11 protein-coding genes, 2 tRNA genes and 1 pseudogene are annotated in these 17,279 nt (G+C 73.9%); 8 read left to right on the top strand and 6 right to left on the bottom strand.

The window, feature by feature from the left end; genetic code table 11:
• Positions 1-79: 79 nt before the first annotated feature.
• The 3 genes from ACFVHB_RS35355 to snpA (ACFVHB_RS35345) all read right to left on the bottom strand — a co-directional run bounded on the left by ACFVHB_RS35355 (position 80) and on the right by snpA (ACFVHB_RS35345) (position 2,313).
• Complete coding sequence (locus ACFVHB_RS35355; protein WP_380330520.1) at positions 80-736, bottom strand: pentapeptide repeat-containing protein; 657 nt, start codon at positions 734-736, stop codon at positions 80-82.
• A 133-nt stretch (positions 737-869) separates the two neighbouring features.
• A complete protein-coding gene (gene snpA, locus ACFVHB_RS35350; RefSeq protein WP_380330550.1) occupies positions 870-1,475 on the bottom strand; it encodes a snapalysin in 606 nt (201 codons plus the stop codon).
• Positions 1,476-1,686: 211 nt separating this feature from the next.
• Positions 1,687-2,313, bottom strand: coding sequence for a snapalysin (gene snpA / locus ACFVHB_RS35345; protein ID WP_380330517.1), 627 nt, complete (start codon positions 2,311-2,313; stop codon positions 1,687-1,689).
• A gap of 300 nt (positions 2,314-2,613) precedes the next feature.
• Between snpA (ACFVHB_RS35345) and ACFVHB_RS35340 the strand changes: the two are divergent.
• A pseudogene (locus ACFVHB_RS35340) lies at positions 2,614-3,489 on the top strand (LysR substrate-binding domain-containing protein); the annotation flags it as partial.
• Positions 3,490-3,836: 347 nt separating this feature from the next.
• Here ACFVHB_RS35340 and ACFVHB_RS35335 read toward each other — a convergent pair.
• Both ACFVHB_RS35335 and ACFVHB_RS35330 read right to left on the bottom strand, forming a co-directional pair.
• Complete coding sequence (locus ACFVHB_RS35335) at positions 3,837-5,048, bottom strand: low temperature requirement protein A (protein WP_380330514.1); 1,212 nt, start codon at positions 5,046-5,048, stop codon at positions 3,837-3,839.
• Between the two features lie 592 nt (positions 5,049-5,640).
• Positions 5,641-7,347 carry an ABC transporter family substrate-binding protein gene (locus ACFVHB_RS35330; protein WP_380330511.1) on the bottom strand — a complete coding sequence of 569 codons (1,707 nt, stop codon included), beginning with the start codon at positions 7,345-7,347 and terminating at the stop codon, positions 5,641-5,643.
• Positions 7,348-7,664: 317 nt separating this feature from the next.
• Here ACFVHB_RS35330 and ACFVHB_RS35325 point away from each other — a divergent pair, with 317 nt between their 5' ends.
• The 5 genes from ACFVHB_RS35325 (at position 7,665) to ACFVHB_RS35305 (ending at position 12,957) form a co-directional block, all read left to right on the top strand.
• The gene (locus ACFVHB_RS35325; protein ID WP_380330508.1) at positions 7,665-8,648 is read left to right on the top strand and encodes an ABC transporter permease; all 984 of its coding nucleotides are present in this window, start codon (positions 7,665-7,667) and stop codon (positions 8,646-8,648) included.
• A gap of 16 nt (positions 8,649-8,664) precedes the next feature.
• A complete protein-coding gene (locus tag ACFVHB_RS35320) occupies positions 8,665-9,654 on the top strand; it encodes an ABC transporter permease (protein ID WP_380330505.1) in 990 nt (329 codons plus the stop codon).
• Entirely contained in the window at positions 9,651-11,903 is a 2,253-nt protein-coding gene (locus ACFVHB_RS35315) for a dipeptide ABC transporter ATP-binding protein (RefSeq protein WP_380330502.1), read from the top strand. The genes ACFVHB_RS35320 and ACFVHB_RS35315 overlap by 4 nt, the downstream gene beginning before the upstream one ends.
• Before the next feature lie 109 nt (positions 11,904-12,012).
• Positions 12,013-12,086 (top strand) — tRNA-Lys (locus ACFVHB_RS35310).
• A 160-nt stretch (positions 12,087-12,246) separates the two neighbouring features.
• Entirely contained in the window at positions 12,247-12,957 is a 711-nt protein-coding gene (locus ACFVHB_RS35305) for a GPP34 family phosphoprotein (RefSeq protein ID WP_380330499.1), read from the top strand.
• A gap of 214 nt (positions 12,958-13,171) precedes the next feature.
• Here ACFVHB_RS35305 and ACFVHB_RS35300 read toward each other — a convergent pair whose 3' ends face one another.
• Positions 13,172-14,092 (bottom strand): alpha/beta fold hydrolase, encoded by a 921-nt coding sequence (locus ACFVHB_RS35300; protein ID WP_380330496.1) that lies wholly within the window; start codon positions 14,090-14,092, stop codon positions 13,172-13,174.
• A gap of 302 nt (positions 14,093-14,394) precedes the next feature.
• Between ACFVHB_RS35300 and ACFVHB_RS35295 the strand changes: the two genes are divergently transcribed.
• Positions 14,395-14,468, top strand: a tRNA-Lys gene (locus tag ACFVHB_RS35295).
• Between the two features lie 278 nt (positions 14,469-14,746).
• Positions 14,747-17,152 carry a transglycosylase domain-containing protein gene (locus ACFVHB_RS35290; protein WP_380330494.1) on the top strand — a complete coding sequence of 802 codons (2,406 nt, stop codon included), beginning with the start codon at positions 14,747-14,749 and terminating at the stop codon, positions 17,150-17,152.
• Positions 17,153-17,279: the final 127 nt, after the last annotated feature.

Genomic DNA, 17,279 nt, shown 5'->3' with positions numbered 1-17,279 from the left:
CCCGCCAGGGGCCGGGAACAGGGTTGGCGGACTGTTCGTCCCGCCGTCACCGAACGACGCCCGGCTGAACGCCGATGCCTCAGTCCCGCACGGTGATTCCCAGTGCGTGCGCGAACTGGGGGGCCAGTTCGAGCAGTTGGGTGGAGCTGATGACGGCGCCCCGGAGGCCCTGGTGACCGTCGGGCAGGCCGAGACGCACGGCGCCGCGCAGGTCGGTCCTGGTGAGCGTGGCTCCGCGCAGCCGGACCTCCTCCAGGGTGGAGCCGGGGAAGGAGACGTCGGTCAGCCGGGCGTCGCCGAAGTCCACGTCGCGCAGCAGGCAGTCCTCGAAGACGACGTCGCGCAGGACGGCCGCCCGCAGATTGACCGCCTCCAGCTTGCAGCCGCGGAAGACCGTGCGGCGCAGTGCCGAGCCGTGGGCGGCGACGCCGGCCAGCACGCCCCCGCTGAAGGCGCTGTCCTGCCACTCGCTCTCACTGAGGTCGCAGCCCACCCAGCGGCCGGCCTGCGCCCAGACCTCGTTGAACCGGGCCTGGCGGAGCCTGACCCCGTTGAGCGCGACGCCGGTGAACGCGCACTCCAGGAAGCCCGCCCCGCCGGCCGACTCGTCGGTGTGCTCGCCGCCGTCGAAGTGCACGGTGTCGTAGCGCTCGTCGCTGCGCAGCGGGCCGCCGTGCGGGCGCAGCAGGTGGGCGTACGGCAGGTCGGACAGGCTGTCGGGGACGGAGCGCGGCATGGCGTGGCACCTCACGGTCGGGCGAGCGGGGGTCGTTGGACGGGTCTCGCCCGCATGCTCGCACGCGCCACCGACAGGGCCCGGCCGCCCGGGGTGGGCGGCCGGGCCGGTGCCGGATCGGGTGGCGTCGGGATCAGCCGCGCGACCAGAGCGAGTTGACCCGGCTGCGCTCGGCCGAGTTGGGGTACGGGTTGGTGCAGGTCGTGCCGGGGCCGCCGCCGGACATCAGCTCGCTGCACGGGCCGGAGTAGTGGTCCGGCAGGCCCAGCACGTGCCCGGTCTCGTGGGCGGTGACCCGGGTGGAGTTGTACTGCCGGTTCTGCTTGTAGTCCAGGAAGATGTAGCCGCGGCCGTGCCCGTCGGTGCTGGCGTACGAGCCGCGCGCGTCGTTGCCCTCGTAGTAGCGGAAGTCCGCGGCCGAGCCGGACCGGAGCTGCACGTTGCTGACCGAGCTGTTCCAGATCTGGGCGCTCTGGGCTATCTGGGTGCGGAAGGTCGGCGCGCTGCTCGCGTCGTAGGTGACCACGACGGCCTTGAGGAACGGCGCGGCGGCCTGCTTGGCCAGCGCAGACTTCATCACGGCCTCGAAGAACGCCTGGTTGTCGGCGTCCTCGGCGGCCGAACCCGCGTACGCGGACGCGGTGTAGCCCTGGACCGGCGCGGCGGCGGCCGCGGTGGGCAGGGCGGCCAGGCCCGCCGCGAGGGCGAGGCCGAGGGCGGCGGAGAGCGTGCGGGACAGACGGTTCACGTGGGGGCTCCTGTTCGCGGGTGCCGCGGCCGTTCTTGGGGTGGGCCGCGGTGAACGGGTGAACGGGTGAACTGATGAACGGGTGATCGGCTTGACGGGATGGCGCGGTCGGGCCGGTGGAGGCGGCGCGGAACGCGCCGGTGGCCAACGCGCGGTGGCGGTCAGCGCGCGGCGGTGGTCAGCGCGCGGTGGCGGCCGGCCCTTACTGCCACAGGGAGTTGACCCGGCGGCGCTCGGCCGAGTTCGGGTACGGGTTGGTGCAGGAGGGACCCGGGCCGCCGCCGGACATCAGCTCGCTGCACGGGCCGGAGTAGTGGTCCGGCAGGCCCAGCACGTGCCCGGTCTCGTGGGCGGTGACCCGGGTGGAGTCGTACTGCCGGTTCTGGGTGTAGTCGAGGAAGATGTAGCCGGACCCGTGGCCGTCGGTGCTGGCGTACGAGCCGTTGTCCGGGTCGTCGCCCTCGTAGTACGAGAAGTCGGCGTTGGAGCCTTGCTGCAGCCGGACGTTGCTCACCGAGCCGTTCCAGATCTGGGCGGACCGGGCTATCTCGGAGGCGAAGGACGGCGCGTTGCTCGCGTCGTACGTGACCACGACGGCCTTGAGGAACGGCGTGGCGGCCTGCTTGGCCCGGGCCGACTTCATCACCGCCTCGAAGAACGCCCGGTCGTCGGCCTTTCCGGCGCCCTTCAGCGCGGGTGCCGGGGCGGTGTAGTGCTGGCCGGCCGGCCCGGTGGCGGGGGCCGCGCTCGCGGTGCCGGGCAGGGCGGCGACGCCGGCCGCGAGGACCAGGCCGAGGGCAGCGGACAGCGTCCGCGGGATGCGGTTCATGTGGGGGCTCCGATGACACGAACTCCGCGGCCGGTGGGGGCCGGTCGCGGGTTACCGGATGAATGTCTGCTGCCCCAGAGCTTCGGTCAGCGCGGCGCCCCGGCGGATGATGTCAACCCGCGATAGCCCGGGCCAATCTCCCCCGGACGACGGGGGTGGCGGGCCGGCGGCGGGCCCCGCCGCCACCGATGCCGACCGAACCGAAGCCGATGCCCGACCGGCACCTGACGCGCAGTGGACGGGCAATGGACGGGCACCGGACGGGCTGTGGACGGGCTGTGGACGATCCACCTGTCTGTCATGTCCCTGGCGTCACACCCATTCGCCCGTTATGCTCCCGATGTGGAGCTGGACGTGAGACACCTCCGGGTGCTGTGCGCGATCGCCGACACCGGCAGCCTCCGCAAGGCTGCGCTGCAGCTCGGCATGACCCAGCCCTCCCTCACCACCCAGCTGCACCGCATCGAACGGGCCATCGGCGGCACGCTGTTCACCCGCGAGCAGACCGGCAGCCGGCCCACCGCGCTCGGCCACTCGGTGCTGTCCCGGGCCCGGCCGGTGATCGCCGAGATGGCCGCGCTGGTCAGTGCCGCCCGCCAGGAGGCCAGGGAGGCCGCCGGCGGCGAACGCGCCCGCCGGCTGCGGATCGGCAGTGTCGGCAGCCGGACGGTCGCCGCCTGGCTGCGCCGGGTGCACGAGCGGCTGCCGGAGACGGACACCACCATCCACATCGACATCTCCGCCAACGCCCTGCTGCGGATGGTGGCCGCCGACCAGCTGGACGTCGCGTTCGTGCACGAGAGCGAGGGCTTCCCGCTGCGGGTGCCGCCGGACGCCGAGCACCGGGTGCTGATGGCCCGGGAGCCGCAGTTCGTCGCGCTCGCGGCCGGCCACCCGGCCGCCGCCCGTCCGGTGGTGGACCTGGCCGACCTGGCCGAGGACACCTGGATGGTCGACCCGACCGCCGACCACGAGTACGCGGCGATGCGCCGGGTGTTCACCGAGGCCGGGCTCAACCCCCGGGTGGTGCAGGTGCGCGACAACGCGACCGCCGCCGAGCTGGTCGCCTCCGGCGAGGCCGTCCGCCCCTGCCAGCCCACCGCCGCCCCCGGGCCCGGCACGGTCGTCCGGCCGGTGCACGGCGACCCGCTGGCCGTCCGCTTACTGCTCGCCTGGCGACCGCGCGCGCTCAGCCCGCGTGCCCTGGACGCGCTGTACGGGGAGCTGCGCGCCGCCTACCTGGACCTCGCGCAGGTCAGCCCGGCCTACCGGGCCTGGCTCGCCCGGCACGACCAGGCGCTCCCGCACCTGCTCGGCCACTCCCGCGGCCCGGGCTCACCCGACGACGACCCCCGCGGCGCGGCACCGCCCGACGGAGGCGCCCGCGGCGGAGCCCCGACCCGCGGGGCCCCCTTCGCCGGAGGCCCGTTCGGCGAGTGCTCACCCGACGGCGACCCCCGCGACGGCGACCTCCGCGACGGGGGTCGCGACGAGGACCTCCGCGACGAGGACGCGCGGGCGGCTCAGGCCGGGCCGGCCGCCGGACGCGCCGCGCGGGCGTGCAGGGTGACGCCCGCGGCCACCGTGGCCGCGCTGACCAGGCCCGCCACCAGGACCCCGGAGTCGCCGGCCGCCGTGCACGCCAGCACCGCCACCGAGGCGACCGGCAGCAGCGCCTGCTCCACCCCGGTCTTGACGTGCCTGGCGTGCAGCAGCCAGACGGTGAACAGGTAGAGCGCGGTCGGCACGGTCACCGTCGCGGTGGCGGCCGTCGCGGAGACGTGCGCCTTGTGCACCGCCGACTCGACCGCCACCTCCAGCCCCGCACCGATCGCCGCCGCCGAGCCGAACACCACGTAGTGGCCGTAACCCCACAGGAACGCCTGGCGGTTGGAGCGCAGGTGGTCGTGGACCGACCGGGCGAAGTAGATCCACCAGGCCGAGAAGCAGATCAGCAGGCCCCCGACGGCGACCGGCACCAGCCGGCCCAGCCCCTCGTGCTCGTCCACGGCCGACTGCACCGCGACGGTCGCCGCCGCCACCGTCTCACCGAGCACGATCAGGGTGAACAGGCCGTACCGCTCGGCGATGTGGTGCGGGTGCCAGGGGGTCTGCATCCGCAGCTCGGCGATCACCGGCACGGACAGCTCGGCCAGGATGCCCAGCGGGATCACGTACGGCCGGGCGGCGTCCGGCAGCAGCAGCATCACCACCCAGGCGATCTGGCAGACGACGATCCCGGCCGCGTAGCGCAGCGCCACCCCGCGCGCCTGGCCCTCCTCGCTGGCCGCCGCGCGCAGCCACTGGGTGACCATGGCCAGCCGCATCACCACGTACCCGACCACCGAGAGCACCAGGTCCTGCTCGGCGAACAACCGGGGCACCCCGGCCGCCAGGATCAGCACGCCGGCGATCTGCACCAGCGTGGTGACCCGGTACGGCACGTCGTCGCAGTCGTAGGCGGAGGCGAACCAGGTGAAGTTCATCCACGCCCACCAGATCGCGAAGAACGCGAGGAGGTACCCGGTCAGGCCGTCGCCGTAGTGGCCGGCGGCCAGGTCGTGGGCGAGCTCCCGGCCCGCCTGGCCGACCGCGACCACGAAGCAGAGGTCGAAGAAGAGCTCCAGCGGGGTGGCGACCCGGTGCGGCTCGTCCCGGCTGCGCGGGACCATCCGGCGCAGCGGGTGGTGGCCGGAGTGGTGCGGGCGGGGAACTGCGGTGGATTCGCTGCTCATGGTCGGTCTCCGGGGTCCGGGACGGGCGGGCTGCGCCGTCCCCCGCCGCATCCTGGCAGCGGCCCCGGCCGGGCGCACGCACCGGCGCGGCCGCCGCACTGCGAGCGGGCGGCCCTGCTCCCGCCCCGGCCGTGCGCCCTGTGCCCACCGCTCGGCCCGCCGGCGACGGCGCGCCGCGGACCGCCCTCCAGGGCCCGCGCCGGACCGCACACGGGTGTCCGTTCCGCCCGATTTTCCGTGCCGTCAGCGAGAGTTGACGGCCGGGTGCGCGAACCGGGTGACAGCCGGGCGGGATTCCGGGCGCGCCCGCGCCGTACCGCCCGGCGGCCCCGTCCGCCCGCTAGATTCTTCCCCGGTTTGGAAGCGCGCGGGCCCGATCGGGCCCCACGACACGGGCGGCCTGCGGGCATCGCGGAAGGTCAAGGCCGGTGGCAGGAGAACGGGGGCGGCAGAGCCGTGCTACCCGCGTCCGCACCACCGGCCTCGTGATCACCGCGCTGCTCGCCAGCGCCTGCCGTCGCGCCGTCTCCCCCTGCCGTCGCGCCCGTCGCGCCCGTCGCGCCCGTCGCGCCCGTCGCGCCCGTCACCGGGGCTACTTCTCCCAGCCCACCCTGGTGTAGTCGACGCCGGCCAGGCCGAACGCACCGTAGTTGGCCAGCCCCTTGCGGACCGCCACCACGGTCGGCCGCTGGTACAGCTCGACGGTGTGGCCGAGCTCCCAGATCTTCGCGTCCGCCTGGTTGTAGAGCTTGGCCGCCTCCACCGGGTCGACCGTGCCGGCCGCCTTCTTGAGCAACCCGTCGATCTCGGGCGTGCCGAGCTTGGAGAAGTTGCCGAAGACGTTGTCCCCCTGCGGCAGCCGGAAGTTGGTCAGGCTGGTGGAGAGCGGGAACGAGTCCGTGTTGCGCCAGCTGGCGATGTCGAACTTGCCCTGGTTGACGTACTTGGTGAAGAAGTCGTTGGCCGGCACCTTGTCGATCTCCACCTTGACGCCGGCCGCGAGCCACATCGCCTGGGCGGCGGTCGCCAGGTCGACCTGGGCCTGCGGGGTGGACTCGTTGAGCACGAAGTGCAGGGTCAGCGACTGGCCGTCCTTGGTGCGCGGCTGTCCGCTGCCTGCCTCCTTCCAACCCGCCTCGTCCAGGGCCTTCTTGGCGGCGGGCAGGTCGAACTTGGCCCACTCGCCGGAATTGTCCTGGTAGCCGGTCTGGTTGGGCATGAAGATGTGGTTGCCGAGCGGCTTGAACTCGACCGGCACGCCGTTGTTGGCGATCTTGATGAGCGCTGAGCGGTCCAGTGCCTTGCCGAGCGCCTGGCGCACCTTCTGGTCGGCGAGCGCACCGCCGCCGCCGAACGAGAGGTGCACCTCGTCCCACGGGCTGGCCGTCCGGATCACCGCGTCCTTGGCGTCCTTGAGCTGCCCGTACGCCGTCGCGGTGCCCGCCGCGGCGAAGTCGATCTCGTTGTTGAGGAACGCCTGCGTGGTCGCCGACTGCGACATCACCCGGAAGGTGATCTTGTCCGCCTTGGGCTTCGCGCCCCACCAGGCCGGGTCCGGGACCAGCGTGAGGGTCTGTGCCGTCTTGTCCGCCGTGCCGACCTTCAACGCCCCGGCGGTGATCGGGATCCTGTCCACCCAGCCCTTGTTGAAGTCGTCCGCGGTGCCGATCCCGGCGGCCGGGATCAGCGGGCGGAACAGGTTCTGCCAGTCCGCGTACGGCTCCGCGAAGGTCACCTTGACCTCGCCCGGGTCGGCGCCCTGCTCGACCCCGGAGATCAGCTCGTAGCCGGAGGAGTCGGCCAGGTTGTAGCCGTCCTTCTTGCCGTTGCTGGCCTCCCAGTCGGCCTTGAAGTCGAGGTAGCTCAGCGGCTTCCCGTCCGACCACTTGGCCTTCGGATTGAGCTTGTAGGTGACCACCTGCGGGGAGGTGGAGGTGACCTTCGCCTCCAGCAGGTAGTCGGTGACCGGCTTGAAGGTGCCGGTCGCGTCGGTGGTGAACAGCTCCGGCTCCAGCGCCCGCATGATCTCGACCGCGTCGCCGTAGCGGCCGTCCACCTGGAACGGGTTCCACTGGCTGATCCACTGGTACAGCGGGAAGCGCACCTCGCCGCCGTCCTTCAACAGCTCCGGCGCCTTGGCGTTGATGTCGATCGCCCCCTGTCTCGGGGGTTCGCTCTTGGCCGCGGTGTCGGCCGAGCCACCGCCGCCCGAGGTGCACGCGGTGGCCGCCAGCGCGACGGCGAGGGCGAGCGCGGCGGCCCGGCCGAGGTGGCGGGCGGGCGTGCTGGAAGCGTCCATGAGGGTTCCCCCCGGTGAAGACGACGAGTGTCGGGAGTTGAGCGTCGCAAGGTGTGGCGAGGCTTGATGGTGGGCAGCCAAGTCGGTGCCGGCGGACCGAAAGTAACAGCGGATCAGGACGAGTACCAGGGGGAGGAGTGGACATCTGATCCAAACGAAACGGGCCGCAACACTGCCGCAACGCTGCGGCCGTGCGCCGCTGGAACACTCGTGACCTGCACCTTTCCCTCACCGGCCCGAACCGGGCCACCGACCGAAGGCCACCGACCGATGCCCACCAGACGCGTCGGCCCCGCCCCCGTCCCGGGCGGCCGCTGATGCTCCGCTACCTCGCCACGCGACTCGGCTACTACGCCGTCCTGCTGGTCGCCGCCGTGTTCCTGGCGTACGCGCTCTCCGCCGCCGCCCTGCAGCCGCGCACCTACTTCGAGGCCAAGGTGCCGCGGCCCGCCGCCGCCTCGGTCGAGCGGCAGCTCACCGACCTCAACCTGAACGACCACACCCCGGTCGTCGAACGCTTCGGCCACTGGGCCGGCGGCCTGCTGCTCCACGGCGACCTCGGCCGCACCATCCACGACACCCCGGTGCTGGACGACTTCCGCCGGCGGATCTGGGTGTCGTTGCGGCTGCTGCTGGTCGGCAGCCTGCTCGGGATGGTCCTCGGCGTCGCCGCCGGAGCGTGGAGCGCCGTCCGCCAGTACCGGATCTCCGACCGGCTGCTGACCGTCCTCTCCTTCCTCCTGCTCTCCACCCCGGTCTTCCTGGTGGCGCTCTTCCTCAAGAACGGCGCCATCGCCGCCAAGGAGGTCGCCGGCCACGAGGTCATCCCGTTCACCGGGTACGAGACCCCCGGCCTGACCGGCGGCCTCGGCGCCCACCTCGCCGACTGGGCGCTGCACCTGCTGCTGCCCACCCTCTCGCTGGCGCTCGGCGGCCTCGCCACCTACAGCCGCTACCAGCGCGGCACCATGCTCGACGTCCTCGGCTCCGACTACCTGCGCACCGCCGAGGCCAAGGGCCTCACCCGCAACCGCGCCCTGCTCAAGCACGGCCTGCGGACGGCGGTCATCCCGATGTCGACGATGTTCGCCTACAGCTTCCTCGGCATCTTCACCGGAGCCGCCTTCACCGAGACCATCTTCGGCTGGCACGGCATGGGCGAGTGGTTCATCCAGTCCATCAACGAACAGGACGTCAACTCGGTCGTCGCCGTCAACCTGTTCGCCGCCGTCGTGGTGCTCGCCTCCGGCTTCCTGGCCGACACCCTGCACGCCGCCCTCGACCCGCGTGTGCGGTCCTGACCGGAGGAGACCAGCTGTGACCGCCGCCGTCGCGGAGTCCCCCGCACCCGACCCCGCCCCCGGTCCCGTCCCGGGCGCCGCCCCCGCGCCCGACCCGGCCGCCGCCACGGGGACCGGCCGGGGCCGGCTCGTCCTCGCCCGGCTGCTCGCCGCCCGCTGGGCGGTGGCCGGGGCCGTGATCGTCCTGCTGCTGTTCGCCCTCGCCTTCGGCGGCCAGTACCTCACGCCCTGGGACTACGCCACCCCCGACTACGGCGCCCTGCGCCAACCCCCGTCCGGCCAGCACTGGTTCGGCACCAACGGGATCGGCCAGGACGTCTTCGCGCAGACCGTCCGCGGGCTGCAGAAGTCCCTCGTCATCGGCCTGCTGGTGGCGCTCTTCTCGACCGTGCTGGCCTCGCTGTTCGGTGCCTGCGCCGGCTACTTCGGCGGCTGGACCGACCGGCTGCTGATGTTCGCGGTGGACCTCATGCTGGTCTTCCCCGCGTTCCTGGTCATCACCATCGTCTCGCCCCGGCTGAAGGGCGCCGGCTGGCTCGCCTTCGTCCTGCTGCTCGCCCTGTTCAACTGGATGATCACCGCCCGGGTGGTCCGCTCGATGACCATCTCGCTGCGCGAGCGCGAGTTCGTCCGGGCCGCGCGGTTCATGGGCGTCCGGCCGCTGCGGATCATCACCCGGCACATCCTGCCGAACGTCGCCTCCTTCCTCATCATCGACGCCACCATCGCCGTCGGCGGCGCCGTGATGAGCGAGACCGCGCTCTCCTACTTCGGCTTCGGCGTGAAGGCCCCCGACGTCTCGCTCGGCACCCTGCTCGCCGCCGGCACCTTCGACGCCCCGACCTTCCCGTGGCTGTTCTACTTCGCCGCCGGGCTGCTGGTGCTCTTCGTCCTCGCCGTCAACCTGATCGGCGACGGGCTGCGCGACGCCCTCGACCCGACCGCCGAGGCGGCCCGCACCCCCCGCCGCACCCGTACTCCTCGCAGGAAGCGTGGCAGCAAGTGACCACCACCGTCGAAACCCCGCCGGCCACCGCCCCGCTGCTGGCCGTCCGCGGCCTGAGGGTCGACTTCGCCGGACCGCGGGGCACCGCCGTGCCCGCCGTCCGCGGCGTCGACCTCACCCTGCGACGCGGCGAGACCCTGGGCATCGTCGGCGAGTCCGGCTCCGGCAAGTCCGTCACCGCGCTCGCCGTGCTCGGCCTGCTGCCCGGGACGGCGAGCGTCCGAGGCTCGGTCGAACTCGACGGCCGGGAGCTGGTCGGCCTGCCCGGACGGGAACTCGCCGCCGTCCGCGGCCGCCGGGTCGCCATGGTCTTCCAGGACCCGCTCTCCGCCTTCACCCCCGTCCACCGGATCGGCGACCAGATCGTCGAGGCGATCCGGATCCACCAGCGGCTCGACAAGCCCGCCGCCCGCAAGCGGGCCGCCGAACTGCTCGACCTGGTCGGCATCCCCGCCCCCGACCGCGCCCTGGACAGCTTCCCGCACGAGTTCTCCGGCGGCATGCGCCAGCGCGCGATGATCGCCATGGCCATCGCCAACGACCCCGACGTCCTGCTCGCCGACGAGCCCACCACCGCGTTGGACGTCACCATCCAGGCCCAGGTCCTCGACGTGCTGCGCACCGCCCGGCGGGAGACCGGCGCCGCGCTCGTCCTGGTCAGCCACGACCTCGGCGTCATCGCCGGGATGGCCGACCGGGTCGCCGTGATGTACGCGGGCCGGGTGGTCGAGACGGCCGGCGTGGACGAGCTGTTCGCCGCGCCGCGGCACCCGTACACGCTCGGGCTGATCGGCGCGGTGCCCCGGCTGGACGCCCGGGGCGGGCCGCTGGTCCCGATCCCCGGCACGCCCGCGCCGATGGCCGAGCTGCCGGCCGGCTGCCCGTTCGCCGCCCGCTGCCCGCTGGTCGAGGAGCGGTGCCGGACGGCCGAACCGGAGTTGGGCGGAGCGGGCGGGGCACGCGGGGCACGCGGACTGGACGAGGCGGGCGGGGGTGGCGGGCTGGACGAGGCGGGCGGCCATCGGGCGGCATGCGTCCGGGCCGGGGAGCTGGCCGAGCGGCGGCCGACGCCGGCCGAGGTGTACCCGGTACCGGTGGTTACGGCACCGAGGCCGGGGCCGGGGTCGGCTCCGGCTCCGGGGTCGGGGTCGGGGTCGGGGGCGCGCTCGGGGTCGGGGTCGGGGTCGGCACCGGCTCCGGAATCGGCTCCGCAGGCCGTGGCCCGGCAGGAGCGCCCGCCGGTCCTCGCCGTCACCGGCCTCACCAAGACGTTCCCGCTGCTCAAGGGCACCGTCTTCAAGCGCCGGGTCGGCGAGGTCCACGCGGTGGACGGCGTCGAACTGGACATCCGGCAGGGCGAGACGCTCGGCCTGGTCGGCGAGTCCGGCTCCGGCAAGTCCACCACGCTGTTCGAACTGCTGCGGCTCGCCGCCCCCGAGTCCGGCCGGATCGAACTGCTCGGGCAGGACACCGCCACGCTCTCCCGGGCCGACGCCCACCGGCTCCGGGCCGAGTTGCAGATCGTCTTCCAGGACCCGATGGCCAGCCTCGACCCGCGGATGCCGGTCGGCGACATCGTCGCCGAACCGCTGCGCGCCCAGCGGGCGGCGAAGGAGGAGATCGCCGCCCGGGTGCCCGAGCTGCTGCGGCAGGTCGGCCTCGACCCGGCCCACGCCGTCCGCTACCCGCACCAGTTCTCCGGCGGGCAGCGGCAGCGGATCTCGATCGCCCGCGCGCTCGCCGTCCGCCCGAAGCTGCTCGTCCTCGACGAACCGGTCTCCGCCCTGGACGTCTCCATCCAGGCCGGCGTGCTCAACCTGCTCCAGTCGCTCAAGGCGGAGCTCGGCCTCTCCTACCTCTTCGTCTCGCACGACCTCTCGGTGATCCGGCACCTCGCCGACCGGGTCAGCGTCATGTACCTCGGCCGGACCGTCGAGGAGGGTGAGGTCGACGCCGTCTTCGACCACCCCCGGCACCCCTACACCCGCGCACTGCTCTCCGCCGTCCCGCTTCCGGACCCGGCCGCCGAACGGGCCCGCACCCGCATCCTGCTGCCCGGCGACCCGCCCTCGCCCACCACGCGCCGCACCGGCTGCCCGTTCCGGACCCGCTGCCCCGTCCACCCCAGGCTCGACGCCGGGGACCGCACCCGCTGCGAGACCGAGGCCCCGCCGCTCACCGGCCCGGCGGCCGACGTGGCGGTGGACCTGGCGGTGGACCACCGGGCGGCGTGCCACTTCCCGGAGTAGCGGGCCGGTTTCCGGAGCAGCGGCCGGACCGGCCGACCACGGAGCGTGTCCGCACGGTGGCGATTCGGCGAATCGGCCCGACCCCGTGTAATGTTCTGCAGGTCAGCAGGCGCCGCTAGCTCAGTTGGTTAGAGCAGCTGACTCTTAATCAGCGGGTCCGGGGTTCGAGTCCCTGGCGGCGCACATGGCAAGGTCTCAGGCCGTCCACTCCGGTGGGCGGCCTGAGGCGTTTCCGGGGCGGGCCGGAACGGGCACGAGTACGTTCCAGGGGGTACGGCTCAGGGGTGTACGACCCGGGGACGTGCCGCCCCGCAGGCCGTCGACTCGCTGGAGGTAGCCGCCCGTGACTCCGCCCGTCCACCGCTCGATCCCGGAGGAGCTGCTGCTGCTCTGCGCCGATCCGGTGCACGGCCGGCTGCGCATCCCGTCCGGCTCGTTCCACCGGGTGATCGCGGGCGGTGTCGTCGCCGAGCTGCTGGTCACCGGCGCGATCACCGTCGAGGACCGGCGGATCACCGGGTTCCGGCCGCTGGGCGGCCACGACGAGGTCGCGGCCGGTGTGCTCGCCCGGCTGGAGGCGGCGGGCAAGAGCCGGCGCCGGCTCGGCCTGGACGTCGTGATCCGCAGGGTCCCGCGCAAGCCCGGGTCGGCCCCCTTCCTCGACCGGCTGGCCGCCGACGGCCTGCTCACCGTCGAACAGCGGCGCTTCCTCGGGCTGTCCTACCGCCGCCACGTGGCCACGCGACCGGGTGTCGGGCAGGAGATCGCCGCCCGGGTGGCCGCCACGCTCGCGCGCGAGGGCCACGCGACGGCGGCCGGACCGTCGGCGGCCGGGGTGTCGGCGGCGGGTCCGGCGCTCGCCGAGCCGGCGGAGGCCGAGCGGGACCGGCAGCTGGCGGGGCTGATCGGCGCGGCCCGGCTGCAGCGCAGGCTCTACCCCGGGGCGGCGGGAGCCCCGACCCGGCGGGCCGTACGGCAGCTGGTCCGGGAGCTGCCGATCGCCCGGGCGGTGCAGCGGGTCGTCGCCTCGGACTCGGCGGTCGACGGGGGCTGACCCCGGCGGCGGGGCGGCGGGCTTCAGCAACGTCAACAGGCCTCCGGCGGGCCGCCTGCGGGGCCCGGCAGGCCTCGGCGGAGGTCGGCGGGTCTCAGTGGATGTCGGTGGGTCTCGCCGGGTGCCGGCGGGTCTCAGCGGGTGTCGGTGGGTCTCGCCGGGTGCCGGCGGGTCTCGGCGGGTATCGGTGGGTCTCGCCGGGTGCCGGCGAGTCTCAGCGGGTGTCGAGGATCGCGGAGGCCACCGCGTCCGGGCGGTCGAACATCACCAGGTGCCCGGCCGGGGCGGTGGTGCGGAAGTCGGCTTCCAGCAGCGCGGCCAGGCCCCGCTGACGGGCCAGCCAGTCCTCGGTCCGGCGGGTCCGGCACCCGTCGTCGGCGGCGAGCACGGTCACCGGCAGTTCGTCCGGCAGCGGCGCCGTCGCGCGCAGCTCCGCCAGGTCGGCGGCCTGGTCCAGGTAGGCAGCGTTCTCCCGGAGCAGGGCGCGCAGGGCCCGCCCGGTCCGGTAGCAGTGCCGGACCAGCGGCGCCGGGGCGAGGTCCTCGCGGCGGACCGTGGTCGCCCGCGCCACCAGCCGCCGGACGGCGGGCCCGAGGAGGTAGGGCACCGCGACCGCCGTGGCCGCGCCCGCGACCGTCCGGGCCGCCAGGTCGCGGAGCCCCGGCGCCGGCAGCGGGCGCGGGGCCGTTTCGGTGCTGCCGTCCAGCAGCACCAGCCCGGCCGTCCGGTCCGGGTGGAGCCGGGCGAAGGCCTCCACGTGGAACCCCGCCAGCGAGTGACCCGCCACGGTGCACGGCTCGTGCAGCCCGAGCGCGTCCAGCACGCCCCGGATCCGCTCCACCTCGCCCGCCAGCGTCGGGCCGGACCGGCCGGCGGGTTCCGGTGCGCTCAGCCCGTAGCCGGGCCGGTCGAAACGGACCACGGTGCGGAAGGGGGCGAGGAAGGGCACGACCAGGTCCCAGTCGAACCAGCTGCCGCCGAGCCCGCCGGTGAGCAGGCAGGCCGGGCCGCTGCCCTCGGTCCGGACGTGCAGGGGTGTGCCGCCGATGCGCACGAACCGGGCCGCCGGCCCCTGTCCGGCCGCCGCCGCGCCCCGCGCCGGGCCCGGCCCCGCTCCCTGGGGCGGCGTGATCATCGCGGTTCCGTCCGGAGCACCTGGGACCGCCGGCCCGCGCCGACCGGGTCGGGTCCGGTGCTCGGCACCACTTCCGGCGCCCAGGCCGGGTACGCCACCGCGCTGAGCGGCAGCGGGGCGGCGGCGAGGAGCCGAGCGCTCCGGCGGCCGGGGTGGGAGCTGGGCACGTTTCCACCCTAACCGCGGGAAAACTCCGCCCCAACCGGGCGGAAACGGGCACCCGGGCCGGGATCCGCACTCCCGGTCGACCCGGTTGGTACGAGGCACCCCTCCGGACCGTGTATTGTTTTCCAGGTCAGCAGGCGCCGCTAGCTCAGTTGGTTAGAGCAGCTGACTCTTAATCAGCGGGTCCGGGGTTCGAGTCCCTGGCGGCGCACAGACATTGGGGAGCCTCTCGCACCAGCGAGGGGCTCTCCGATTTTTTTGCCCATCGACGTCCGTTTTGCGTGTGATGTCGGTCTCGCTTGCCGTCGGGATGGAGCCAACCGACCCATTCGGCGCGTTCTGGGTTGTAAACCGGAAACGGGACAAAGGTCCCCGACCTCCGATGTCCCCCGCTGTGCGGGCCGGCACGGTCCGCCCGCAGGAAAGGCCGCCGCTTTGTTCCGAAACGCCCAGAGCGGCCGCCGCGTGCCGTCCGTCCGGCTCCGCCCGGTGCAGCGCCTGAAGCGCCCCCCGGCGCACCCGGTCGACGGTGGCGCCGGCGGCGGCGGCGCGAGCGGTGGCAAGAAGGCCCGCCGCCCGAAGCGCACCGGCTGGCGCCGGCTGATCCCGACCTGGCGGATGACCCTGCTCGGCCTCGTCACCGCCGTGCTGCTCGGCGTCGGTCTCTTCGCGCTCGGCATCGCCCTGGTGAAGGTGCCGGACGCGCACGCCGCCGCGACCGCGCAGAGCAACACCTGGCTCTACCAGGACGGCTCGGTGATCGCCCGGACCGGCCAGACCAACCGGCAGAACGTCCCGCTGGACAAGGTCTCCCCCGCCGCCCAGCACGCCGCGCTCGCCGCGGAGGACCGCAACTTCTACCACGAGGGCGCCGTCAACGTGCAGGGGCTGGTCCGCGCCGCCATCAACACCGCCAAGGGCGAGGGCACCCAGGGCGGCTCCACGATCACCCAGCAGTACGTGAAGAACACGTACCTGAGCCAGAAGCAGTCGGTCACCCGCAAGGTGAAGGAACTCTTCATCGCGATCAAGGTGGACGCCACCGAGACCAAGGACGACGTCCTCTCCGGCTACCTCAACACCTCCTACTACGGACGCGGCGCCTACGGCATCCAGGCCGCGGCCCAGCAGTACTTCGGGGTGGACGCCTCCGCGCTCGACCCCGCACAGGGCGCCTACCTGGCCACCCTGCTGAACGCGCCGAGCGCCTACGACGTCGCCACCGCCACCCCCGCCGGCAAGCAGAACGCGGTGAACCGCTGGAACTACGTGCTCGACGGCATGGTGAAGGAGGGCTGGCTCTCCGCCGAGGAGCGCGCCGCCACCACCTTCCCCGAGGTCAGGGACCCGCAGGCGCAGCTCGGCCTCTCCGGCCAGGCCGGCTACCTGGTGAACGCGGCGACCGAGTACCTCACCGCCAACCAGGTCATCTCCGAGTCCGAGCTGGCCAAGGGCGGCTACACGATCAAGCTGACCGTCGACCCGGCGCGCCAGCAGGCCCTCCAGGACGCGGTCCAGGCGCAGCTGCACGACACCCTCGACCCGGAGAAGCGGAAGAAGGACGCGGCCGCCCAGGCCGGCGCCGCCTCCGTCGACCCGAGGACCGGTGCCGTGGTCGCCCTGTACGGCGGGGTCGACTACACCAAGCACTACATCGACAACGCGACCCGGCGGGACTACCAGGCGGGCTCCACGTTCAAGGCGATCGCCCTGGCGGCCGCGCTGGAGAACGACGCCAGGACCCAGTCCGGCCAGACCGTCACCCCGCGCACCGTCTACGACGGCACCAGCGGCCGCAAGGTCCGCGGCGGGAAGGGCACCCCCTACGCGCCGCCGAACGAGGGCGACAAGAGCTACGGCCCGATCACCCTCCAGCAGGCCACCGACTGGTCGGTGAACTCGGCGTTCGCCCAGCTCGCCCAGGACACCGGCCTGCAGAAGGTCCGGGACACCGGCATCGCGCTCGGCCTGCCCGGCAACACCCCCGGCCTCGACGCGGTGCCGTCGATCCCGCTCGGCACCGCCACCCCGAGCGTGCTCGACATGGCCGGCGTGTACGCCACGCTCGACAACGGCGGCAAGCAGATCACCCCGTGGCTGGTGCAGTCGGTGGACCGCGAGGGCGAGGCGCTCCAGCTGCCGGCCCACAAGACCACCCAGGCGATCGGCGAGGAGACCGCCCGCGAGGTCACCGCCATGCTGCAGGGCGTGGTGAGCGACCCGGGCGGTACCGGTTGGCGCGCGAAGGCCCTGGGCCGCCCGGTGGCCGGCAAGACCGGCACGACGGACGACCAGAAGTCGGTCTGGTTCGTCGGGTACACCCCCGAGCTGGTGACCTCGGTCGCCCTGTTCGGCCAGGACCCGGCCAGCGGCGCCCAGGTCAGCCTGAGCGGCACGGGCGGGATCGACGGCGCGGCGGGCGGCCAGTACCCCGCGCAGATCTGGACCAGCTACATGAAGGCCGCGCTGAAGGGCCGGCCGGTCAGCGACTTCCCCTCGCCCTCGGGCAAGGACGACTCCTGGTCGGACGGCGGCACGTCCGACGGGTCGGACGTCTCGTCGACCCCGTCCGGGGCGGCCTCCGCCCCGGCGACGCCGGGGGCCGGCTCGGGCTCCTCGCCGGGCAGCTCGGGCGGCTCGCCGGGCGCGTCCGGTTCCACCTGGCCGGGGTCGTCCGGTGGGGCGGTCGGGCCGCGGCGCGGTGACGGCGGGACCACCAGCGCGCCCACCCAGCAGCCGACGTCCCAGCCGACCACCCAGCCGACCGGCCGGCCCACCCGGACGCCGGCGCCCACCACCGCGCCCACCACGGGGCCGACCACGTCCCCGACCCCCGCGCCGCAGCCGTCGGGCGGGGCGGGGCCGGGGTCCGGCTCGGTGTCGGGGGCCGGCTAGGGGGCGGGGTCCGGCTCGGTGTCGGGGGCCGGCTAGGGCGCGTATTCGGTCGTGATCAATCTGTGCGATTCACCCTCGCGGCGGGTTCTGATCCGGTAGACCGTGGTGCGTGACGCGAGCGCAACTG

It is taken from the genome of Kitasatospora sp. NPDC127111, from assembly GCF_042677465.1.
GTDB lineage: Bacteria > Actinomycetota > Actinomycetes > Streptomycetales > Streptomycetaceae > Kitasatospora.
Note: the sequence above shows the minus strand (reverse complement) of the source record. Positions and strands in the feature narration are given on the sequence as shown.